At 68.6% G+C, this 21,274-nt stretch carries 21 protein-coding genes and 1 pseudogene; 11 read left to right on the top strand and 11 right to left on the bottom strand.

The features are described 5' to 3' along the window. Window positions 1-9: 9 nt before the first annotated feature. On the bottom strand, window positions 10-912 hold the full coding sequence (locus AB8619_RS04535; RefSeq protein WP_436795269.1) for a DMT family transporter: 903 nt from the start codon (window positions 910-912) through the stop codon (window positions 10-12). A gap of 22 nt (window positions 913-934) precedes the next feature. Between AB8619_RS04535 and AB8619_RS04530 the strand changes: the two genes are divergently transcribed. After that, the gene (locus tag AB8619_RS04530; RefSeq protein ID WP_436795268.1) at window positions 935-1,615 is read left to right on the top strand and encodes an alpha/beta fold hydrolase; all 681 of its coding nucleotides are present in this window, start codon (window positions 935-937) and stop codon (window positions 1,613-1,615) included. Here AB8619_RS04530 and AB8619_RS04525 read toward each other — a convergent pair. Continuing rightward, the gene (locus AB8619_RS04525; RefSeq protein ID WP_436795267.1) at window positions 1,605-3,233 is read right to left on the bottom strand and encodes an AMP-binding protein; all 1,629 of its coding nucleotides are present in this window, start codon (window positions 3,231-3,233) and stop codon (window positions 1,605-1,607) included. The genes AB8619_RS04530 and AB8619_RS04525 overlap by 11 nt on opposite strands. Before the next feature lie 83 nt (window positions 3,234-3,316). Between AB8619_RS04525 and AB8619_RS04520 the strand changes: the two genes are divergently transcribed. After that, window positions 3,317-4,090 carry a class I SAM-dependent methyltransferase gene (locus AB8619_RS04520; RefSeq protein WP_436795266.1) on the top strand — a complete coding sequence of 258 codons (774 nt, stop codon included), beginning with the start codon at window positions 3,317-3,319 and terminating at the stop codon, window positions 4,088-4,090. A 7-nt stretch (window positions 4,091-4,097) separates the two neighbouring features. Here AB8619_RS04520 and AB8619_RS04515 read toward each other — a convergent pair whose 3' ends face one another. From AB8619_RS04515 to AB8619_RS04500, 4 genes are read right to left on the bottom strand one after another with little or no spacing between them, the layout of a single operon-like run. Beyond that, window positions 4,098-4,463 carry a rhodanese-like domain-containing protein gene (locus AB8619_RS04515; RefSeq protein ID WP_436795265.1) on the bottom strand — a complete coding sequence of 122 codons (366 nt, stop codon included), beginning with the start codon at window positions 4,461-4,463 and terminating at the stop codon, window positions 4,098-4,100. A 4-nt stretch (window positions 4,464-4,467) separates the two neighbouring features. Then, window positions 4,468-5,397, bottom strand: a complete 930-nt coding sequence (locus AB8619_RS04510) for a cyclase family protein (RefSeq protein WP_436795264.1) — start codon at window positions 5,395-5,397, stop codon at window positions 4,468-4,470. Window positions 5,398-5,408: 11 nt separating this feature from the next. Then, entirely contained in the window at window positions 5,409-6,554 is a 1,146-nt protein-coding gene (locus AB8619_RS04505) for an LLM class flavin-dependent oxidoreductase (RefSeq protein ID WP_436795263.1), read from the bottom strand. Between the two features lie 19 nt (window positions 6,555-6,573). Next, a complete protein-coding gene (locus AB8619_RS04500) occupies window positions 6,574-7,668 on the bottom strand; it encodes a Zn-dependent alcohol dehydrogenase (RefSeq protein ID WP_436795262.1) in 1,095 nt (364 codons plus the stop codon). Between the two features lie 66 nt (window positions 7,669-7,734). Between AB8619_RS04500 and AB8619_RS04495 the strand changes: the two genes are divergently transcribed. The 5 genes from AB8619_RS04495 (at window position 7,735) to AB8619_RS04475 (ending at window position 12,803) form a co-directional block, all read left to right on the top strand. Next, a complete protein-coding gene (locus AB8619_RS04495) occupies window positions 7,735-8,541 on the top strand; it encodes an SDR family NAD(P)-dependent oxidoreductase (RefSeq protein ID WP_436795261.1) in 807 nt (268 codons plus the stop codon). Between the two features lie 17 nt (window positions 8,542-8,558). Further along, complete coding sequence (locus AB8619_RS04490; RefSeq protein WP_436795260.1) at window positions 8,559-9,221, top strand: hypothetical protein; 663 nt, start codon at window positions 8,559-8,561, stop codon at window positions 9,219-9,221. 49 nt (window positions 9,222-9,270) lie between these two features. After that, window positions 9,271-10,266, top strand: a complete 996-nt coding sequence (locus AB8619_RS04485; RefSeq protein WP_436795259.1) for a hypothetical protein — start codon at window positions 9,271-9,273, stop codon at window positions 10,264-10,266. Between the two features lie 50 nt (window positions 10,267-10,316). Continuing rightward, window positions 10,317-12,071, top strand: coding sequence for an N-acyl-D-amino-acid deacylase family protein (locus tag AB8619_RS04480; protein WP_436795258.1), 1,755 nt, complete (start codon window positions 10,317-10,319; stop codon window positions 12,069-12,071). Between the two features lie 75 nt (window positions 12,072-12,146). After that, a complete protein-coding gene (locus tag AB8619_RS04475) occupies window positions 12,147-12,803 on the top strand; it encodes a hypothetical protein (RefSeq protein WP_436795257.1) in 657 nt (218 codons plus the stop codon). Here AB8619_RS04475 and AB8619_RS04470 read toward each other — a convergent pair. Then, entirely contained in the window at window positions 12,796-13,197 is a 402-nt protein-coding gene (locus AB8619_RS04470; protein WP_436795256.1) for a VOC family protein, read from the bottom strand. The two genes, AB8619_RS04475 and AB8619_RS04470, sit on opposite strands and share 8 nt — an antisense overlap. Window positions 13,198-13,216: 19 nt before the next feature. Next, complete coding sequence (locus AB8619_RS04465; RefSeq protein WP_436795255.1) at window positions 13,217-14,674, bottom strand: aldehyde dehydrogenase family protein; 1,458 nt, start codon at window positions 14,672-14,674, stop codon at window positions 13,217-13,219. Between the two features lie 59 nt (window positions 14,675-14,733). On the opposite strand from AB8619_RS04465, the pseudogene AB8619_RS04460 reads away from it, so the two are divergent. After that, window positions 14,734-15,538, top strand: a pseudogene (locus tag AB8619_RS04460) (glucose 1-dehydrogenase). Window positions 15,539-15,542: 4 nt separating this feature from the next. Next, entirely contained in the window at window positions 15,543-16,241 is a 699-nt protein-coding gene (locus AB8619_RS04455; protein ID WP_436795254.1) for a hypothetical protein, read from the top strand. A 1-nt stretch (window position 16,242) separates the two neighbouring features. Here the strand turns inward: AB8619_RS04455 and AB8619_RS04450 are convergent, their stop codons facing one another. After that, window positions 16,243-17,352 carry an AI-2E family transporter gene (locus AB8619_RS04450; RefSeq protein ID WP_436795253.1) on the bottom strand — a complete coding sequence of 370 codons (1,110 nt, stop codon included), beginning with the start codon at window positions 17,350-17,352 and terminating at the stop codon, window positions 16,243-16,245. A gap of 20 nt (window positions 17,353-17,372) precedes the next feature. Here AB8619_RS04450 and AB8619_RS04445 point away from each other — a divergent pair, with 20 nt between their 5' ends. Then, entirely contained in the window at window positions 17,373-18,488 is a 1,116-nt protein-coding gene (locus tag AB8619_RS04445; protein ID WP_436795252.1) for an AI-2E family transporter, read from the top strand. A gap of 13 nt (window positions 18,489-18,501) precedes the next feature. Here AB8619_RS04445 and AB8619_RS04440 read toward each other — a convergent pair whose 3' ends face one another. Continuing rightward, window positions 18,502-19,698, bottom strand: a complete 1,197-nt coding sequence (locus AB8619_RS04440; protein WP_436795251.1) for an amidohydrolase family protein — start codon at window positions 19,696-19,698, stop codon at window positions 18,502-18,504. A gap of 57 nt (window positions 19,699-19,755) precedes the next feature. On the opposite strand from AB8619_RS04440, the gene AB8619_RS04435 reads away from it, so the two are divergent. After that, window positions 19,756-20,517 (top strand): hypothetical protein, encoded by a 762-nt coding sequence (locus AB8619_RS04435; RefSeq protein WP_436795250.1) that lies wholly within the window; start codon window positions 19,756-19,758, stop codon window positions 20,515-20,517. A 174-nt stretch (window positions 20,518-20,691) separates the two neighbouring features. On the opposite strand, the gene AB8619_RS04430 is transcribed toward AB8619_RS04435, so the two are convergent. Next, window positions 20,692-21,273: a DNA-3-methyladenine glycosylase I gene (locus AB8619_RS04430; protein ID WP_436795249.1), complete on the bottom strand. Its 582-nt coding sequence runs from the start codon at window positions 21,271-21,273 to the stop codon at window positions 20,692-20,694. Between the last annotated feature and the right edge of the window lies 1 nt (window position 21,274).

Below are 21,274 nucleotides of genomic sequence, written 5' to 3'. Positions count from 1 at the left end.
ATCGACGCCTCAGGCCGTCTCCGCTCGCGCACTCTGCCTGGCCACCACGGCCAGGGCGGCGAGCACCACCGCCATCCCCACCCACTGGAGTCCGTCGACGGGCTCGTCGAGGAAGAGAACCGCTCCGACCGTGGCGACGACGGGGACCAACAAGGTGAGGAGCGACATCACCTGGAGCGGGACACGTCCGTGCGACCAGTTGAGCAGCACGTGGCCCAGCGCCCCACTGAAGACGGTCACGGCGATGATCGCCATCCAGTCGCTCCCGTCGCCAGGGCTGACATCGGCCCCCGACACGAACGTGTACGGCGTGACGATGACGAACGCCACGACGGTGAGGCCGGTGAAGTACTGGAGGGCGCCCAGTTCCTTGCGGGCGGACTTCGACGCCACGAAGTAGGCGGTCCACGTGCAGAGCGCTCCGGTCGCCAGGAGATCGCCGTAGGGACTCCACTGCGGCAACCCGCTGCCGCCGAAGACCACGACGGCCGTCCCGGCCACGGCGACGAACGAGAACGCCATGACCCGGCGATCGACCGACTCGCCGAACATCCGGATCCCGATCGGGAGGAGCAGGATCGGCTGGAGCGCGCCGATGACGGTGGCGTTGGCGGTCGACGTCTCGCGCAACGCCGAGAAGAACAGGAGGATGTCGAGGCCGAAGGCGATGCCGCCGGGGATGCACAGCCACAGCATCCGACGGCTGAACCGGGCACCCGTCGCCAGGTAGACGGCCGACAACAGGACGGTCCCGAACAGGAGCCGGTAGAAGCTGATGCCGACGCCGTCGATCCCGTCGATCGACTTGACCAGCACCGATGCCGCGCCCCAGATGGTCACCGCGAGGCCGGTGGCGGCGATGCCCGCGCCCGTCCGGACCGCGGGTTCGGCGAGCACGGCGGGTTCGGACACCGGCGCATCCTAGATTCGCGCCGTGCCCGCTCCTCTCGCCGTTTCGACCGTGGGCGACGGCCTCCCGTTCCTGTGGGGCCACGGCCTGCTCTCGAGCATGGCCTCCGAGGACTCCTCAGGACCGATCAAGTGGCCGGACGTCGACCTCCCCGACGTCCGACTCGTCCGCTGGGACGCACGCGGCCACGGCGAGTCGCCGACGCCGACAGCATCCGGGGAATGCCGGTGGCCGTCACTCGCCCGAGATGCACTGGCGCTCGCCGACCGGCAGGGTCTGCACAGCTTCTCGATCGGCGGAGCGTCCATGGGCGCGGCCACCGCCCTGTGGGCTGCGGTGACGGCTCCCGAGCGGGTCGATCGCCTGGTTCTCGCCCTGCCACCGACAGCGTGGGAGTCGCGGAGCCGGTCCGCCGGGCTCTACCGCTTCGGCGGGATGGTCTCCGAGCGTCTTCCGATCGGGCGGTCTCGCCGACGGGCCCTCGTCCTGCGCGGTGCGGCGGAGTCCGACCTGCCGGACCCGGTCGCCATCGCGGAGATCACCGCCCCGACGTTGGTGCTGGCGTGGCGATTCGACCCGATCCATCCCGTGCGGACGGCCGAGCGGCTGCGCGACCTCCTCCCGGCGGCAGACCTGCACGTGACGAGCCGCATCGGCGACACCTCCGGGTGGGTCGACCACCTGCGCGACTTCCTCAGCCGTTGACCGACTCGTTCGCTGCGGCCGCGGCCCAGCGGAGATCCGCCTTGCCGGCGGGCGAACGGACCACGGTCTCGACCACCACGAGGTGACGTGGGTGCTTATAGCGGGCGAGTTGGCCGCTGCAGTGCTCGACGAGGTCCTCGAGGGTCGGCGACACACCGGGTGCCGGCTGGACCACGGCGCACACCGACGACCCCCATCGCTCGTCGGGCACCGCCACCACGATCACGTCGTAGACCGAAGGGTGGGCCTTGAGGACGTTCTCGACCTCCTCGCCGTGCACCTTCTCGCCGCCGGTGTTGATCGTCGCCGAGTCGCGCCCGAGGAGTTCGATGGTCCCGTCGGCGGCGACACGGGCGAGATCACCGGTGATCAGCCATCGTTCGTCGTCGATGGTCACGAACGCACGCGCCGTCTTGTCGGGGTCGCCGAGGTAGCCGATCGGCAGCCGTCCCCGGCGCGCCACCCGGCCGGTCTCGTCGGATCCGGGAGCGAGCGGTGTGTCGTCGATGCCCAACACCACGGTCGTGTCGTCCATCGGCTGGAACTGCGCCACGCCGCGGGCCGACTTGATGTCGTCTGCGCCCAACCGTGAACTCCCCTGTGCACCGGCTTCGGACGACCCGAATCCGTCGACCAGCACGATGTTCGGAAACGCCTCGGCGATGCGGGCCTTGAGAGCCGCAGACATCGGTGCGCCGCCGTTCGAGATCGAGAAGAGGCTGGTCGCGTCCCAGCGGCCGGGATGCGCGAGCCAGGTGTCGAGGATCGGCCGGCCGACGGCATCGCCGATGACCGTCATCATGTTGGCTCCCTCGGCCTCGACCGTGTCCCACACGAGTTCGGGGTCGAGCGTTCCGCGAGGCAGGACCGACTTCCCACCGGCCAGCGCCCACATGAGCGTCACCCACGATCCGGCCGCATGCATGAACGGCGCGAGGAGGACCGCGCAGAATCCGTCGACGATGCGATCGGCGAGTTGGCCCACCTCGTCGACCGGACCGAGCATGCGCATGGGGTCACCGCCGCCGAGGCAGGCGAAGAAGGCGTCGTCCTGGCGCCACACCACGCCCTTGGGCATCCCGGTGGTCCCACCGGTGTAGAGGACGTAGTGGTCGTCACCGCTGCGCTCGATGGTGGGCCGGGTGGCAGCAGCACCGGCGATGGCCGCGTCGTACTCGGCGCCCATCTCGATCGTGTGCTCGACGTCCGGGAGCTGCGGACGCACCGCCTCGAGGTGGTCGCGGAAGTGGCGCTCGTGCAGCACGACACGTGCCTGGCAATCGTGCAGCAGGTACTGCAGCTCGGACTCGACGTAACGGAAGTTGACGTTGATGGGGACGGCGCGGATCTTGAACGCGCCGAGCATCGCCTCGAGGTACTCCGGACGGTTCTCGAGATACAGCGCCACGTGATCGCCGACACCGACGCCGAGCGACGTGAGGTGCTGGGCGAAACGGTTGGCGTTCTCCTCGAGTTGCGCGAACGTCCGACGTCCGGTGCCGTCGTCGTCGTTGCCGACGATCACCAGGGCGTCGCGCCCGGTCTCACCGCGGCGTTCCAGTTCGTCGATGACGAACTCCCACAGGTCGGCGAATGCAGTGGTCGGCTCGAGCGACATGGCGGCGATCGTAGCGATCTGGATCTGACGCGGTGTCAGATCTGGAGCGAGCACGCGGCCCGCACCGGTGCGACAATCACAGGATGTCCGGCGCCCGACCGCAACGTCTCGTGTTCGGCGAGGTGGCCGCGCAGTACGAACGTCATCGCCCCGGCTACCCCGACGCGCTGTACGACCTCCTCGTCGGCGACGGATCGGTGGAGGACGTGCTCGACGTCGGCACCGGCACCGGCCGGGCCGCAGTCGCCCTGGCGGAGCGCGGGCTGCGGGGCATCGGCGTGGAACCGAGTGTCGAGATGGCAGCGATCGCACGCACGAACCTGCCGGACACCTGGACGATCGAGACCACCGACTTCGAGGCGTGCCGAGCCGGAGACCGCAGCGACTGGCCGCTCATCACGTGCGCGCAGGCCTGGCACTGGATCGACCACGACCGGGGCCTCGCCAAGGCCGCCGCCCTGTTGCGGCCGGGCGGCGTGCTGGCGTTGTTCTGGAACCGCCCGGCGTTCGTCCAGGACGACCTGCGGGGAGCCCTCGACGAGATCTACGACCGCCTGGCCCCCGACATGCAGAGTTCGCTCCGTGGCAGAGGCACCGGGCCCAAGGGCCAACTGCCCGGCGTCGAACTCGGCCGTCCGCCCACCGGATTCACTGCGGTGCGACGCGACGAACTCGGCTGGGAGCGGACCTACACGAGCGACCAGTGGATCGGTCTCCTCGAGACGCAGTCGGACCACCGACTGCTCGAACCCGACCACCGCGCCGAGTTGCACGGCGCGGTACGGGACGCGATCGACGAGCGCGGGGGCCAGTTCACCCTCCCCTACCGCGTCGAGGTGCTCCGCTTCTTCGCGTGATCGAACGTCAGGCCAGCCCTGCGGCACGCAGCGCTTGGAACCCACCCACGAGGTCGGTCGCACGGCGCATCCCCAGGGTCTGGAGCATCTCAGCTGCGAGGCTCGACGAGTAGCCCTCGTTGCAGACGATGACCACGCGCCGGTCGTGATCGGAGGCCTCGGGGATCCGCCACTCGCTCCGGGGGTCGAGTCGCCATTCGAGCACGTTGCGGTCGATCACGACGGCGCCGGCGAGCACGCCGTCTCGTTCCCGCTGCTCGGCCGGGCGGGTGTCGACGACCAGCGCTCCGGCCGCGATCTCGGCGGCGAGGTCTTCGGCGCGGACACGGTCGAGGCGCGCCTGGACCGCCTTCCGATACGACTCGATGTCCATCGGATCAGCGGATCGCGACGGGAGCGACGGGGGCTCCGCTCGCTCCGGTGAAGGGCTCCGGTGTCGCCGACAACTGGAACGTGTAGCGACGGTCGTCGTGGCATGCGGCGGCCAGCGCCTCGAGGTTCCAGTTCTGCCCCTGCAGCATGCCCATGTCGCGCAGCGCGAGCAGGTGGAACGGCAGGAAGACCGAGTCGTCCTGGGGCGGGAACGGATCCGGGTTCTGCGAGTCGATCGCGTACGCCGCGACGTCGTGGCGGCGGAACCAGGTCGCGCACTCGGGGGCGAGGCCGGGCGAGCCGTGCTCGTAGGCCTTGCGATCACCGGCGAGGAACCGGCCCATCTGCCCGGTGCGGATCAACACGACGTCGCCCGGTTCGAGGATGACTCCGGCGACGCCGAGGGCGTCGTCGAGTTGCTGCGGCGTGACGAAGGCACCGTGGTCGAGGCAGTCGGTCGCCTGCGTGCGGGCGATGTCGAGCAGGACGCCGCGGGTGACGATCGCCCCCACCTTGTCGATGCCGCAACGGGTGGCGCCCGCCTCGACGGTCACGGTGGTGTTGGGGAAACCGTTGTAGAGCATGCCGTCGTAGCCCACATGGCTGAGGGCGTCCCAGTGGGTACCCGACTGGAGTCCCATCGTCACGGTGTCGTCGTTGAGTTCACCCGTGGACGGATCGCCGGTCCAGGCGAAGTTGCGCATCGTCAGGGTGCGCAGCGGAGGCAGACGGGACGCCTGCCCCATGAGTCGGGGCCCCGTGGGGTCGGCTGGGATCGCCAGCGAGACGGACTGCCCGTCCACGACGGCGGCAGCACCGCGGAGCACGGCCGCGGCATCGATCAGGTTGACCGTGCCTCGCTCGTCGTCGTCGCCCCAGCGCCCCCAGTTGGAGACCTGCTGCGCGAGCTCGCGCACGATGTCCTTCACGCTCATGGGAGCAGACCCTAGGGCTGGTAGGTGGCTCCGGCCTTGGCTGCGGCTTCACGGCGGTACCGGGTGGTGGAGTGCTCCGGGTCCTTGTCGAACTGCGGGATCACTTCCTTGCCGAAGAGCTCCATCGACGCGATGACCGACTCGGTGTCGAGCGTGTTCGTGGTCGGGCTGAAGGTCAGCTGGTCGAACCCGCAGTCGGCCCAGGCCTGCACGCCACGGGCGCAGTCGTCGGGGTCGCCGACGATGGCGAGGCCGTCGTCGGCCATCTTCTCGACCATCTCCGGGGTGGGCTCGGGCAGGCGCTCGGGCCACTCGGGCAGACCCTTCGGCTTCGGGATGTTGTCGAGCCAGTGGAAGGCGAGGCTCGAGTAGTAGTTCATCTGCATCCCGGCCGCGACCTCGAAGGCCTTGTTGCGGTCCTCCATGCACACCATGTTGGTGACGCCCATGATGTTGTCGTTCACGTAGTCGCCGACCGGCGTCGCGTTGCCGATCTCCTTCTTGTAGTTCTCGACGAGCGGAGCGAGGCGGGTGGGAGAACCCGTGGTGAAGCAGAAGGTGCCGAGACCCTTCTCGGCCGCCTTGCCGAAGGTGGGAGGCGAACCGGCCGCGACCCACATCGCCGGGTGACCCCACCCGTTGGGCTTCGGGAAGACCTCGCGCTCGGGCAGCCGGAAGAACTCGCCCTCGTAGGAGTAGGTGCCGGGCTTCCACATCTTGGGGATCTCGCGGATCGACTCCTCCCACATCTCCTTGGTGACCTCGAGATCCGGGATGTCGAAGCCGAACACCTCGGTCGTCGACGAGCCGCGGCCCGTCCCGAACTCGTACCGTCCCCCGAAGAGGTGGTCCATCAGCGCGACCTTCTCCGCGATACGAGCCGGGTGGTTGACCTTGGCGGTGATGTTGAAGATGGCCGAGCCGATGTGGATCCGCTCGGTCTTGGCCGCGACGAAGCTGCCGTAGACCTCGGGTCCTGGCATGTGGCTGTACTCGTCGAGGAAGTGGTGCTCCGGCGCCCACACGTACTTGAAGGCGTTCTGGTCGGCGGCGACTGCGACGTCGACATTGCGCATGATGCGGTCGTGTTCGGCGCGCGGGTTGGCCTCGCGCTCGAACTTGGGCACGAAGAGTTGGGCGAAGATGCCGAATTCCATCGGGGTTGCCTTCCTGGAGTTACGAACCCGAGACGTCGAACACGCCGCGGTTGAGCTTGCCGTCGTGGAGGTCGTCGAGCGCCTGCTGCACGTCGGCCATCGGGTAGGTGCACGAGACGAGCTCGTCGAGCATGAGCCGACCCTGCTGGTAGAGGCCGAGGAGCATCGGGATGTCGTGGTGCGGCCGGGTCGTGCCGTAGCGGCAGCCCATGATCGACTTGTCGTTGTACAGGTCGTTGACCACGAAGCTGGCCTCGGTGCCGAGCTTGGGCACACCGACCAGGACGCAGTTGCCGCCCCAGTCGAGCATGTCGATCGCCTGGCGGATCAGCGCGGGATGCCCGACGCACTCGAAGACGTGGTCGGCGCCGTTGGGGAGCAGTTCCTTCACAGCCGCCGTGGTGTCCTCGGTGGCGGAAGCGTCGATGAAGTCGGTGGCGCCAAAGCGCTTGGCCTCGGCCTCCTTGGCCGGGTTCATGTCGATGGCGATGACGCGACCGGCGGCGGCGATGCGCGCACCCTGGAGCACGTTGAGCCCGATGCCGCCGGTGCCGATGACCACGACCGTCTCGCCCGGCCGGACCTTCGCTCGGTTGAGCACGGCACCCACGCCGGTGACCACGCCACAGCCGACGAGGCAGGCGCTCGAGAACGGGATGTCGTCGGGGATGACGACGGCCTGGTTCTCGAGGACGACCGTCTCCTCACAGAACACGCCGGTATTGGCGAACTGGAACGCCTTCTCGCCACCGACGGTGAAGGGGCGCCCGAAGCGGCCCATCGTCGAGCGGCAGTGGGTCGGTTCGCCACGATCACACGCAGCACACGACCCGCAGTTGCCGAGCGTCGTGAGGACGACGTGGTCGCCCTCCTTGACGCTCGTGACGCCGTCTGCGACCTCGATGACCACGCCGGCACCCTCGTGCCCGAGCACGACGGGCGTCGGGAACGGGATGTTGCCGTTCACCACCGACACGTCCGAGTGGCACAGGCCCGCGGCTTCGATGCGAACCCGCACCTCGCCGCTGCGCAGACCCCGCAGCTCGATGTCGTCGCGAACTTCGAGTTCGCCGGTCCAGACCAGTCCGTTGAGCGCCGTACTTCCGGAAGACATGGCCAAAACTGTAACACGTTCTAGTTTCGCGGAGACAACTGCTCCGGACCGTGTCACACTCCCGCCATGGAGCTGCGAGGGAAGACCGTCGTCGTCACCGGGGCGTCGCAGGGCATCGGCGCCGCGCTGGCACGGGCCTTCGCTGCCGCCGGCAGCACCGTGGTCCTCGCCGCCCGGTCGGTCGACAAGCTCGAGGCCCTGGCGGCGGAGACCGGCGGGTTGGCGCACCCCGTCGACCTGCTCGACCCCGAGCAGACCGACCGCTTCATCGCCGACGTGGAGGCCGCCCACGGCCCGATCGACGTCCTCGTCAACAACGCCGGGCTGGACTCGTCACGCCCAGCAGCGGCGATCGAGATCCAGACCATCCGACGCGTGACCCGCCTCAACGTCGAGGCGCCGATGGTCCTCACCCGCCAGGTGCTCCCCGGCATGCTCGAACGGCGATCGGGCCACCTCGTGTACCTCTCGTCGCTCGCCGGTACGGCATCGTTCCCGACGATGAGCCACTACGCGGCGACCAAGGCCGGGATCATGAACTTCGCCGGCTCGGTGCGTTGGGAGGTGCGCAAGCACGGCGTCGGCGTCACGATCGTCGCCCCCGGGCCGGTCGACACCGAGATGTGGGACCGCTACGAGGACATGACCGGCACACCGGGAAACGTCCGGCGGCGATTCGAACGCCTCCAACTCCTCCCCAAACTCGCGCCCGACGTGCTCGCCGACCGCACGGTGGCCGCCGTGCGCGACGGAAAGCGTCACGTCCGCCATCCGCGACGGCTCTCGACCAACTTCTGGCTGAACGAAGCACCGAGGCGGATCGTGGAGGCTGCGCTCACCGGTGTCCGCTTCGATCCGACGGGGCGTGAATAGACGCGTAGCGTTCGCTCGTGGCCGACAACGACGACGATCCGGTACCGACTTCGGGCACGAACGCCTGGTACCACCGAATCGGAGCGCTACCCGGTGGGCGGTGGCAGACCCGGTGCTACTTCAGCGACCACCACCCCGATGGGAACATCGTCGAGGAACCTGGAGACATCGCCGACTGCTTCGAGATCTGGCATGCCGCGCTCGACGGCGAGGGCCGACCGTGGGTGCAGGTGAATCCCGATGCCGTGCCCGGCGCTCCGGCGATGTGGTTCGTCGCGTTGCCCGAGCGTGGCGGATCACGCCCGGCGATGACCCTCGTCGGCTACGCCCACGACGCGATCCCGGCAGGTTCGGTGGTCAACGATGCGACGTTCTTCCACCTACCCGTCGCGAACGACGACCAAGTGGGCGCCATCCGCTGGTGGACGGACGAGGCCGTGGTCGACCAGGTCTACGTCGGCGACCAGTGGCGGCGCCGCCACGTCGCCTCCGCCCTCATCTACGCGGCATCGGCGTACCACCAACTCCATGGATGGCCGGGGCGGCTAAGCAGCGACGGGCGACGCACGACCATGGGCCAGTCACTGGTGGCCGGACTCCGTCACCCCGACCGCATCGCACCGCTCGACGAGGTCATGCCACCGATGGATCCTTCGGATCGAACCGCTGACGACGCGTAGGCCGTAGGGTCCGACGGACCTATCGACGGACAGCGGAAGAAGCGTTCTGATGAGTGATCGAGTCCACGGCCATCGCATGACTTCAGTCGTCGGCGGTGTGACGGTTGCGGTCACGGCCGTCGGCGCTGTCGTCACCACCACGAACGTCGCGCCGGCGCTGGCCGAGCCGGCCGCCGTCGACGCGACGGCGGGAGCCGCCGCAGGCGGTGGCGTCCTCCAGTCGTGCGAGGCGTACTTCGGCTTCGGCAAGCGAGCGGGTGGGGCCAACGTCGTCGAGTTCGATGTCGCCGACACGAACGGCGAAGACGGCGTCGATCACGCCGTTCCGGACGACACCGGCGTGGTGCTCGTCATCGAGGGCGAGGAAGGCACTGTCGAGTGCACGCCGACCGAGATCACCGAGCAGGAGTGGGACGAAGACGACTGGTACGGGGGGTTCCTGGGTGATGTCCCCTTCCCCGGGCCGGGGCACTACGCCTACCCGTCCGTCAATCTCCACCAGGAGGTCACCGACATCGGGCCAGTGCTGAGCGTCGCCTTCCGGGTCGCCGGCATTCCCGACGAGCACACGTTGGAGTCGCCCACCGGGATGCACCTCCTCGACGACCACTTCATCGACTTCGACAGCGCCGACCCCGACCAACGGGCCCTCGATCTGATCGCCGCCGATGCCGACGCCAGCGCCAGCGCTGCGTTCGCGACGGCATTCGCCGAATGCTGGGACGACAACCCCGTCGCCGATGAGACCGACGCCGATCTGATCGCCGCCGTCGAGGCCCTCGACGACTTCATCTTCGGCGGCGACTCGGAGTACTCCGAAGCGGACTGCGACGACGTCTGGTTCCTGCGTGACTGGGCTTCGCACAGGCTGGCCGTGCTCGACGCCGCCCAGTACCTGGAGACCATCAGCCTCTCGACGCCTGAGCCCGAGTCGACGTCCACGACCTCGACTCCGACCAGCACGACCTCGACCAGCACGCCCGAGGACATCGACGTCTCTCCCGCCGCCGAGGCGGTCACGTCCACACCGACGTTCACCGGCTGACGCTCATCACCCGTCGCGTATCTGACGGTGTGTCAGATACGCTCGACAGCGTGTCAGCACAGCGACCAGCCAAGGGATTCGACTTCATCTTCCGGGGCGCCACCGTCGTCGACGGCACCGGCGCCCCGGCCCGTCTCGCCGACGTCGGCGTCACGGACGGGCGCATCACGGCGGTCGGTGACATCGCCGCCGACGCGGAAGCCGGCGAGATCATCGACGTCACCGGACGGATCGTGGCCCCGGGGATCATCGACCCCCACTGCCACTACGACGCGCAGCTCCTCTGGGATCCGCTGGCCACGCCGTCGAACTTCCACGGCGTCACGACCATCGTCAACGGCAACTGTGGCTTCGGCCTCGCGCCCCTGACACCCGGCGACGGCGACTACCTCCGACGGATGATGGCCCGGGTCGAGGGCATGCCGCTCCCGGCACTCGAACACGGCGTCGACTGGAACTGGGAGTCGTTCCCCCAGTACCTCGACCGCCTCGACGGCAACATCGGCGTGAACGCCGCCTTCATGGCCGGGCACTGCGCCATCCGCCGCTACGTCATGGGCGAGGACGCGGTCGGGTCCGAGGCGACACCAGAGCAGACCGAGGAGATGGCCGCACTCCTCGACGGGATGCTCAAGGCAGGGGCCCTCGGGTTCTCGACCGGGCGGTCCGGCCACCAGGACGGCGACGGCAAGCCCGTGGCCTCGCGGTGGGCCACCGACGACGAGATCCTCGCCCTGTGCGACGTGGTGAAGGCGAACGAAGGCACGACCCTCGAGGTCATCGTCGAGGGCTGCCTCGACATGTTCTCCGACGACGAGGTCGCCTTCCTCACCGACATGAGCCTGCGCGGCGGACGGCCCATCAACTGGAACGTGCTCTCGGTCGACAGCGCCGATCCCGAGCGCACCTGGCACCAGATCCAGGCGGGCGAGACCGCCGCAGAGCGCGGCGGTCGGATCATCGCGCTGACCATGCCGATCCTCGTGCCGATGAACATGAACTTTCACTCGTTCTGCGCGCTCAACATGCTGCCCGGTTGGGGCGACGTGCTCGCCGACAGCGTGGCCGACCGCATGCCACGACTCCGCGACCCCGAGGTCCGACGTCAGATGGCCGCTGACGCCGCCGACAAGACGTCAGGCGCGCTTCGTCGCATCATCGACTTCCCGAACTACGTCATCGGTGACACCTACTCGGACGAGAACGAGGGACTGACCGGCCGACGGGTCCACGAGATCGCGGCCGAGCGTGGCACCGATCCGTTCGACACCCTCATCGAGATCGTGCTCGCCGACGACCTGCGCACCGTCGTGTGGCCCTCGGCCACCGACAACGATCCCGACTCGTGGGCCCTGCGCGCCGAGATCTGGGACAACGAGCACGTCATGATCGGTGGCTCCGATGCCGGCGCCCACCTCGACCGCATGTGTGGCGCTCCCTACCCGACCAAGTGGATCGGCGACTGTCTCCGCGGCCGCAAGCTCACCACGATGGAGCGAGCCATCCAGATGATGACGACCGAGCCCGCGGCCCTGTTCGGCATCACCGACCGTGGCCAGGTGGCCGAGGGCTTCCACGCCGATCTGTGGGTCTTCGACCCCGAAGCGATCGACGCCACCATGGTCCGACTCGTCGACGACCTCCCCGGCGAGTCGTCCCGACTGATGTGCGATGCCGTCGGCGTCGACCTGGTCATGGTCAACGGCGTGCCCATCGTCCGTGACGGCGAGACCACGGGCGACGTCCCCGGCAAGGTGCTGCGCTCCGGCGTCGACACCACCACGGTGTCGGTTCCCGGCGCCTGAGCCCCGATCTCACTGAGTAATCGTCCGCCCCGTTTGAGTAGCGGTCGTCGGAGAGTTCCGACGTACGTTCGATCGATGAGGCTGCACCGAGGATCCAACAGAAGCCGAGCACGGATCGCTGCCGCAGGTGTCGCACTGGTCCTGGCAGCGAGCGCGTGCGGCAGTTCCGACGACGACGCTGCGCCGGCCGGCGGCGACCAGGCGACCGAGACGGGCGGTTCCGACGTCGGCGACGGTGCGGAGAGCAGTGACCCGGAAGGCAACCCGGAAAGCGACTCCACGGAGAGCCCCTACGAGGTCGATGCCGTGGCACCGGTGGACCAAGGGGTCGCGACGCTGACCATCGACGGTTCGACCTACGAGTTCCTGGATGTCGGCGACCCGGACGACGAGCGCGACGGCTACTGCCGCCACGGCGAGTTCGCCGACCAACTCGAGGCCATCATGAAGAACGTCGACGCTGCCGGCGATCCCGTGCCCGAGGTCGGCGCCGAGGGGTTCTTCAACACGCTCTTCGTCACGCTGCCGTTCAACGCGACCTTCACTCCCGAGTTGGAGTTCCAGATCGACGGCGGAGCGTGGACCACGAAGCTCCCCGAACGAGCCTCCGAGGTCGAGTGGGGATTCTCGCCCGACGGCAACCACGCGGAGGGCACGGCGACGTTCGTCGACCGTGACGACGATTCCGTGATCATCGAGGGGACGTTCACGGTCACCTGCCCCGTCAGTTGAGGCAGAACTCGTTCCCCTCGGGATCGAGCATCGCGATCCACGAGCCCTCGGGCTCGTCGAAGTGCCCGACGATCGTCGCCCCCAGGGCCTCGAGCTCGGCAGCCTTGGCGCCACGGCCGTCGCCGAGATGCACGTCGAGGTGGAACCGGTTCTTGGCGGTCTTCCCCTCGGGGACCTTGAGGAAGAACACCCGCGGACCGACACCCTCGGGGTCGACGATCGCGAACGCACGGTTGGGGTCTGACCGGTCGATCCCGAACGCGTCGAGTGCGTCCTCCCAGGTGTCGAATCCCGGCGGCGGGGGTTGCTCGACGTAGCCGAGCACCTCGCACCAGAAGGCGCCGAGCCCGCGTGGGTCGGCGGCGTCGACGGTCACCTGGAACGTGTGGGCCATGCGCCCGATTCTGCCGCGATCAGCTCGGCCAGATCACCGATTGCATCTCGCTGTACGCATGGAGCCCGAAACTCCCACCGTCGCGCCCCACACCGGACTGCTTCATGCCACCGAAGGCAGCCTCGTGATGTCGCTGGAGTGTGTTGAGCCCGACGTTGCCCGACCGGAGTTGCCGTGCGACGCGCATGGCTCTGCCGGTGTCGCCGCTGAAGACGTAGTCGTAGAGCCCGAACTCGGTTCCGTTGGCCAAGGCGATGGCCTCGTCCTCGTCGTCGAACGCCATCGCCACCACCACCGGTCCGAAGAACTCGCTCTGCACGACGGTGTCGTCGGCCTTGCAGTCGGCCAGGAGGGTCGGGGCGATGTAGTAGCCGGTGTCGATGTCGGGCAGCTCGCCGCCCGCCCGCACCGACGCGCCTGCGGTCTTCCCGGCATCGATCATGCCCTGGACCCGGTCGCGGTGCGTCTCGGTGATGACCGGCCCGACGACGGTGTCCTTGGCCGTCGGGTCGCCGACCTTGAGGTGTCCTGCCGCCTGGGCCATGCCGGCGAGGAGCGGTTCGTACACGTCGCGGTGGGCGATGATCCGGGTGGGCGCCGTGCAGATCTGACCGGAGTGGAATGCCCAGGTCGACACGAGCTGCGGGATGACCTTCTTGAGGTCGGCATCGTCGAAGACGACCGCAGCGCCCTTGCCGCCGAGTTCGAGGAGCAGTCGCTTCATGGAGCCCCCGGCGACAGCACCGATGGCTTGGCCGACGCCGGTCGAGCCGGTGAACGAGATCATGTCGGTGTGGGGGCTGGCGACGATCGCCTCGCCCACCTCGGGCCCCGAGCCGGTGATGATGTTGACCACGCCCGGCGGGAAGCCGACCTCGTCGAACACCTCGACCAGGCGGATGACGGCCAACGGGTCCTGCGGCGCCGGCTTGATCACCACCGTGTTGCCCATGGCCAACGCCGGGCCGATCTTGCCTGCGCAGTTCACCGCCGGGAAGTTGTACGGGGTGATGCAGGCCACGACGCCCACGGGACGACGCTCGACCACCGCACCCATCAGAGCGCCCGGGGCCAGCGGCGTGGTCGGGATCTCGGCCGGCGGGAAGGCGATCGAGTGCTGCTCGGTGGCGCCACGCGCATAGCGGTCGAGACGGTCGGCGACGCTGGGGAGCTGCATGGTCTTCGCGACCCGCATGGTGGCGCCGGTCTCGGCCTGCACCAGCTCGACCAGATCGGGGATCCGCTTCCGCACCAGGTCGGCGGCCTTGGCCAGGAGATCGGCCCGGTGCTCCGGCGTCGTCCGGCTCCACGCCGGGAAGGCCGCGGCGGCGGCCTCGGTCGCCGCGACGGCTTGAGCGACCGACGCTTCGGGAGCCCCGCCCACCTCCTGCTCGGTGGCCGGGTTGATGATCGGGTACGTGCCCCGCTCCCCCTCGACCCACTCGCCACCGATCAACAGTCGATACGACGCAGTCATGGTCGGGACGGTACACCGATCTGACACACCGTCAGAAACGTGACGTACAGTCGGCCGCCATGGTCCTCGAACTGTTCCGACTCGAACGGGCGCGTCGCCGTCGTCACCGCCGCCAGCCGTGGGATCGGCGCCGCCATCGCCGAGGCGTTCGCCGAGGCCGGCGCCGACGTCGCGATCTCGGCCCGGACCGAGGGCGACCTCGACGCCGTCGCCGAGCGCATCGAAGCGCACGGCGTGAAGGCGTTGGTGCATCCCGCCGACCTGACCACCCGCGACGCGATGGCGGGCTACGTCGACGCGGTCGCCGCCGAGTTCGGCCGGATCGACGTCGTGGTCAACAACGCCGGGGGTTCGTTCCCGACGGCGTTCCTCGACACCAGCGAGCGGGCGATGAGCAAGGCCCTCGAGTGGAACGTCATGACCGCGTTCAACCTGACCCAGCTCGCTGCACCACACCTGCTCGCGCACGACACCAGCGCTGTGGTCAACATCGCATCGGCCACCGGTCTCTACCCCGAGCGGGGGTTCCTGGGATACGGCACGGCGAAGGCCGCCATGCTGGCGATGACGAAGAACCTCGCCCACGACCTGGCGCCCCGGGTGCGGGTCAACGCGATCGCACCCGGGGCGATCGACACGCCGGCGCTCGAGCTCGTCACCACCGACGAGGGGCTGACCAAGGCACTCGTCGACAACACACCGATGCGCCGGATCGGCGTCACGGACGACATCGCCGCCGCCGCGCTGTACCTGGCATCGGACGCGTCGTCGTACGTGACCGGACGGGTCCTCGCCGTCGACGGCGGCATCGAGACCACCAACCTCCCCCTGGGCATGCCCGACCTGACCGGACCTCCGGAGTGATCTGATGGAGAAGCTCGCGATCATGCGTTGGCGCCGCGGCGACGATGCCCCCGACACCGATGCGCTCCTCACCGCAGCCGACCGCATCTGTCGGGCCGGCCACTGGGCCACCGCCTACGTCGAACACACCGGCGATGCCGCCGCGTTCCGCTACGGCGACGACCCCGACGGCTTCGTCCTGTCGTCCGGGCTCACCGTGTGGGTCGACCGCCACGAGCAGGTGACCGAGATCTGCGACCAACTCCCGGCGACGGCTCGGACCACGCCCTACCTGCTCACCGAGTCGGTTCCCCTCGAGTGGACGGCGCGCGACTGGGTCGACGGCATCCGCTCCCCCGGCATCGCCCTCCTCACAGCGTTCCCCAAGATCGACTCGATCGACCACGAGACCTTCTGGCGGCGCTGGCACGGCTCGCACTCGGAGCTCACCTTCGAGATCCACCCGGTGAAGCGGTACATCCGCAACGTGGTCACCCGGGCGTTGGGCGACGGCCCGACCGCCGACGCGATCGTGACCGAGGTGTTCGCCGCCGACGACCTGCTCGACCCCAGCCGGTTCTACGGCGTCGGCGAGCCGGCGCTGCCGTGGCAGGACGCCATGGCGAAGATCAACGAAGACCTCGTCACCTTCGCCGACATGGACCGACTCCAGACCGCGCCGACCGAGGAGATCCTCCTCCACAGCGCACCCTGGGAGCGCTGAGTCAGACCACCTCAGCCGCCTCCGCGGCCTCCGCCGCCTCAGCGGCCTCCGCCGCCTCGGCGGCCTTCCGTGCGGCGGGGATCTGGTCGATGACGGCGAGGGCGAAGATCGCATACGCCACGCCGTAGAAGGCCATGCCCGGCCCGTAGACCGTGAAGCCCACCAGCGCCACGATCCACATGACCGCCGGGCCGACGTCGACTCCGAAGTCACGGATCCGGCGACGGATGTAGAACGCCTCGAACAGCTGCACGCCGAGGATGCACGCGAGGAGGACGGCGGCGATGGTGACGCCCTCGAGCGCCGCGGTGAGCGCGACCGTCGGGAACGTCCCCATGAGGATGCCGACGTCGGGGAGCATCGCGGTCACGCCCGCAAGCAGCCCGAGGACGATCGGTGCCGGCAGGTCGATGGACGCGGCGAAGCCGAACGTGAGGAGGCCGACCACGACGCCCTGACCGAGGAGGGCCGAGACCGTCCGTCGAGCGCGGTGTGCCGCAACGGTCACCACCGTCATCACGAGGTCATGGCGCGGTCCGGTGACCTGGTCGATCGCCCCCTTCGCGATCGCCGGGCCGTAGACGAGGAGGAAGATCGACAGGATCGCCGACACGAAGTACACGGGGGCGGTCGGCGCGTTCTCCGCCAGCGCACCACCGCCGCTGCCGACGCGCTCGTCGAGCGCATCGAGGAACGTCTCGGCCCGTGTCGAGAGGTCGATCTCGGAGGCGATGCGACCGACCTCGTCATCGCGGGCCTCGAGACGTTCGATCGCATCGGGTGTCACGTCCTTGAGCCGACCCACCTCGCGGTCGAGGTCGTCGACTGTGCCGAACACCAGGGCTCCGGCGGCGCCGGCCACGACGAGGAACGTGAGGATCACGGCGAGCACCCGAGGGATCCAGCGACCGAGTCGATCGACGACGGGCTCGATGAACACCGCCACGGCGATGGCCGCCGCCGTCCATCCCAGCACCCGGTGGGCGGCCACGAACGCACCGCGCAGGACCAGGAAGCCGATCACCGCACCGACCGCCAGCACGGCCGACGTCCACGTGAGGCGGATCGTCCGCACCCGCACGTCACTCGTCATCCGCGTCAGGTCCGACACCGGCCCGTACGGTACCGATCGTGTCGCAGCCCATCGGTGATGCAGACGAGGTCGGAGCACCGCCAGATCGCACCATCGCGGAGATCGACGCCGGATCGGTCGTCCGTCTCCTGGTGGTCGCGCTCGGCGCCGCGGCCGTCCTCGCACTCGTCCAGCAGGCGCCGTCGATGCTCACCAAGATCGGCGTGGGGATCGTGCTGGCACTGGCGCTGGACCCCGTGGTGGTCCGCGTCCAGAAGCGTTTCCGGTGGCAGCGCGGGACGGCGGTCGGACTCGTGGGCACGATCCTGGGCATGGTCTTCCTCGGGGTCCTGGTCGTCCTCGGACCCGCGGCCATCGACCAGGCCAGCAGTCTCCGCGACGACCTCCCGGCGACCATCGAGGACGCCTACAGCTGGCCGATCGTCGGCGCCGAACTCGAACAACGCGACGCAGCGATGGCGGTCGAGAACGCGATCGACGAGTTGCCCTCGACGCTCGACAACGCCTCCATCCGTCGCTACGCAGAAGACCTCCTCGGCGGACTCCTCACCACCGTGGTCGTCCTCGTGACCGCGGTCGCGGTGATGCTCGACGGCGCACGACTCGTCGAGCGCTTCCGAGCCGTCGTCCGGCCCGAGCGCGGCGAGCAGATCGACGCGATCGGCCAGATCGTCTACCGGACGTTCGGCAACTACTTCGCCGGATCGCTGTTCGTCGCCATCCTCAATGGACTCGTCGTGCTGACGCTCGCGCTCGCGCTCGGCATCCCGCTGGCGCCCCTGGCCGGGCTGTGGTCGGCGCTCACCAACCTGATCCCGCAGATCGGCGGGTTCCTCGGCGGCTCGTTCCTCGTGCTGCTGGCCCTCACCGAGGGGCCGGTGGTCGCCGCCATCGCCGCGGCGGTGTTCCTCGTCTACCAGAACATCGAGAACAACGTCATCCAGCCGGCCGTGGTCGGCAAGGCCGTCGACCTCACACCGCCGACGACGATGCTCGCTGCCATGATCGGCGGTGCCGTCGCCGGCGTGCCGGGCGCACTCATCGCGACACCGATCATCGGCGCCGCCAAGGTCCTCTACCTTCGTGATCGGTCCGACGGACGCATCGACCTCGTCGGCATCACCCGGCCGTCGCCGACCGAGGACGACGACTGATCCACCGTCGTCGTCAGGCCTCGAGGTCGAGGCCGAGCATCTCGATGGCGTTGCCCCGGACCAACTTGCGGATGACGTCGTCGGGCAGGTGGCCCATCAACTTCTCGGCCACCTCCTTGGTGTGCGGCCACGTCGAGTCGGAGTGCGGGTAGTCGGTCTCGAAGGTGATGTTCGAGACACCGACCCGGTCGAGCATCTCGAGGCCGACCTCGTCGTCGAAGAAGCAGCCGTACATCTGGCGGTAGTAGTAGGTCGACGGCGGCTCGGGCACCTTGTCGCCCACACCGCCCCAGGCCCGGTTGTCCTCCCAGACCTTGTCGGCCCGTTCGAGGATGTAGGGGATCCAGCCGATCTGACCCTCGGAGTACGCGATCTTCACCGACGGGAACTTCTCGAGCAGCCCGGAGAAGAGCCAGTCGCTCATCGATGCCATGGCGTTGTTGAACGTCAGCGTCGACCCCACGGCCGCCGGAGCGTCGTCGGACGTCGAGGGCATCTTCGACGACGAGCCGATGTGCATGTTGATGACCGTCTGGGTCTCCTCGCATGCCCGGACGAACGGCTCCCAGTACCCGTCGGCGTCGTGGACGCTCGGCAGGCCGAGGTACGGAGGGATCTCACTGAAGCACACCGCTCGCACCCCGCGGGCCGCGTTGCGGTGGATCTCGGCGGCCGCCAGTTCGGCGTCCCACAGGGGGATGATGCACAGCGGGATCAGACGCCCACCGGAATCGCCACACCACTCGTCGACCATCCAGTCGTTGTAGGCCTCGACGCAGAGCTTCGCGAGCACCTTGTCGTCGGCCTCCATGAACGTCTGACCGCAGAAGCGGGGGAAGCTCGGGAAGCACAACGACGCCTCGACATGGTTGACGTCCATGTCCTCGAGACGGGCCTTCGGGTCGTAGCACCCGTCTCGCATCTCCTCGTACGTGATGCCGACGACCTTGACCTCATCGCGGTCGAAGCCGGCCGCAGCCGACAGACGGGTCTGCGGGACACGCTTGTCCTCGTACACCCACCAGTCGCACAACTGGCCGTCCGGGTCGGGTTCGTAGGTGAAGTTCCCGCCGACGAAGTTCATGTTCCCGGCCTCTTGGATGACGCGGGGACCGACGTCGGCGTACTTCGACGGCAGCCGGTCCTGCCAGACGTTGGCAGGCTCGATGACGTGGTCATCGACGGAGACGATGCGCGGGATGTGAGCCATGTCCGCCAGCGTATCCGAATCTGACGCGGTGTCAGATTTCGCCCTAGTGTGCGCGCCATGGCTGAGTACGAGATGGACGTCGGCGGCGAGATCAAGCTGGGCAGCTACCTGTTCACGATGATCGAGCCCCATCCCGGCCACGAGGTCGCCTACAACCGTTGGTACGAGCGGGATCACTTCTACGCCGGCTGCATGATCGGCCCGTGGCTCTTCAGCGGCGCACGGTTCGTGGCCACGGCCGACCTCAAGGCCATGCGGATCGGCGACGAACCCGACCTGTTCGGCGAGCACGACGGGTCGACGCTGTCGATCTACTGGGTCATCGACGGGAAGATGGGCGACCACTTCGACTGGGGGTCACGCCAGGTGCGCTGGCTCCACGACAACGGCCGGATGTTCCCGCATCGAGAGCACGTCCACACCAACCTGTACACCCACCGTTCCACCGCCGAACGCGACGCCGACGGCACCCCGGTCGAACTCGCCCTCGAACACCGCTACCAGACGGTGGTCGCGGCCTGGATCGAACGCCACGACAAGGAATGGCCGGCCGACCCCGACCTGGCCGGCGGCGTCACCGAGTTGGTCGAGCGATCACATCCCGCGCCGATGCCGGAGGACGCTCCGTTGACGCAGAAGCGCTTCGAGAACACGCGCAACCGCCAACTGACGCTGTGGTTCGCCGACGCCCCGGCCGAGACGGTCATGGCCGAGGTCGCAGCGTGGGGCGAGTCGATCGCCGAAACCGGCCGCCTGCTCTGGGCCGGCCCGTTCAAACCGACCATCCCCGGCACCGACACCTACATGGACCAACTCTGACGCACCCCCACCCCCACACCCCGTTCTGGTGAACGATCGGCACCACCAGATGACGCAGCTGTTCACCAGAACGATGGGGTTCGAGGAACGATGGGGTTCGAGGAACGATGGGGTTCGAGGAACGATGGGGTTCGAGGAACGTCAGGGCTGGTCAGCCGGGACGGGCTTCGCCCTTCAGGGTGCGCGGTGGCAGCCAGCGAGGTGGTCGTCGACGATGCCCGCGGACTGCAAGAACGCGTAGACGATCGTCGGGCCGACGAACTTGGCGCCGCGCTTCTTCAGGGACTTCGACAGCTCGACGGCGACCTCGGTGTTGTCGGGGACCTCGTCGATCGACGTCAGCGGGGCCGACCTCGCTGGCGGGGCGAACGACCACACGAACTCGCTGAGTGAGGTGTCCTCGTCGGCGAGCTCGAGGCACAGGTTCGCCAGCCGGATGGTCGCCTCGATCTTTCCTCGGTGCCGCACGATGCCGGCGTTGCCGAGCAGGCGCTCGATCTCCGGTTCGCCGTACGCCGCCACGGTCGCGATGTCGAACCCGTCGAACGCCTCGCGGAATGCCTCACGCTTGCGCAGGATGGTGATCCACGCCAGCCCTGCCTGGAACGCCTCGAGCGACAGGAGTTCGAACAGCTCGCGCTCGTCGCGGGTCGGCTGCCCCCACTCCTGGTCGTGGTAGGCGACGTAGAGCGGATCGTCGCCGCACCACCAGCAGCGGGTGACGCCGTCGCTCCCGACGATCAGTGATTCAGACACG

This window comes from Actinospongiicola halichondriae (assembly GCF_049103745.1).
GTDB lineage: Bacteria > Actinomycetota > Acidimicrobiia > Acidimicrobiales > Salinilacustritrichaceae > Salinilacustrithrix > Salinilacustrithrix halichondriae.
The sequence above is the reverse complement of the archived record's forward strand: the minus strand, read 5'-3'. Positions and strand labels throughout refer to the sequence as shown.

Excerpts from the sequence above, each read along its gene's own strand:
- AB8619_RS04455 (WP_436795254.1), top strand. The coding sequence starts at position 15,543 with ATGGAGAAGCTCGCGATCATGCGTTGGCGCCGCGGCGACGATGCCCCC.
- AB8619_RS04515 (WP_436795265.1), bottom strand. The coding sequence starts at position 4,463 with ATGGACATCGAGTCGTATCGGAAGGCGGTCCAGGCGCGCCTCGACCGT.
- AB8619_RS04435 (WP_436795250.1), top strand. The coding sequence starts at position 19,756 with ATGGCTGAGTACGAGATGGACGTCGGCGGCGAGATCAAGCTGGGCAGC.
- AB8619_RS04510 (WP_436795264.1), bottom strand. The coding sequence starts at position 5,397 with ATGAGCGTGAAGGACATCGTGCGCGAGCTCGCGCAGCAGGTCTCCAAC.
- AB8619_RS04520 (WP_436795266.1), top strand. The coding sequence starts at position 3,317 with ATGTCCGGCGCCCGACCGCAACGTCTCGTGTTCGGCGAGGTGGCCGCG.
- AB8619_RS04505 (WP_436795263.1), bottom strand. The coding sequence starts at position 6,554 with ATGGAATTCGGCATCTTCGCCCAACTCTTCGTGCCCAAGTTCGAGCGC.
- AB8619_RS04485 (WP_436795259.1), top strand. The coding sequence starts at position 9,271 with ATGAGTGATCGAGTCCACGGCCATCGCATGACTTCAGTCGTCGGCGGT.
- AB8619_RS04440 (WP_436795251.1), bottom strand. The coding sequence starts at position 19,698 with ATGGCTCACATCCCGCGCATCGTCTCCGTCGATGACCACGTCATCGAG.
- AB8619_RS04500 (WP_436795262.1), bottom strand. The coding sequence starts at position 7,668 with ATGTCTTCCGGAAGTACGGCGCTCAACGGACTGGTCTGGACCGGCGAA.
- AB8619_RS04465 (WP_436795255.1), bottom strand. The coding sequence starts at position 14,674 with ATGACTGCGTCGTATCGACTGTTGATCGGTGGCGAGTGGGTCGAGGGG.
- AB8619_RS04470 (WP_436795256.1), bottom strand. The coding sequence starts at position 13,197 with ATGGCCCACACGTTCCAGGTGACCGTCGACGCCGCCGACCCACGCGGG.
- AB8619_RS04475 (WP_436795257.1), top strand. The coding sequence starts at position 12,147 with ATGAGGCTGCACCGAGGATCCAACAGAAGCCGAGCACGGATCGCTGCC.
- AB8619_RS04525 (WP_436795267.1), bottom strand. The coding sequence starts at position 3,233 with ATGTCGCTCGAGCCGACCACTGCATTCGCCGACCTGTGGGAGTTCGTC.
- AB8619_RS04495 (WP_436795261.1), top strand. The coding sequence starts at position 7,735 with ATGGAGCTGCGAGGGAAGACCGTCGTCGTCACCGGGGCGTCGCAGGGC.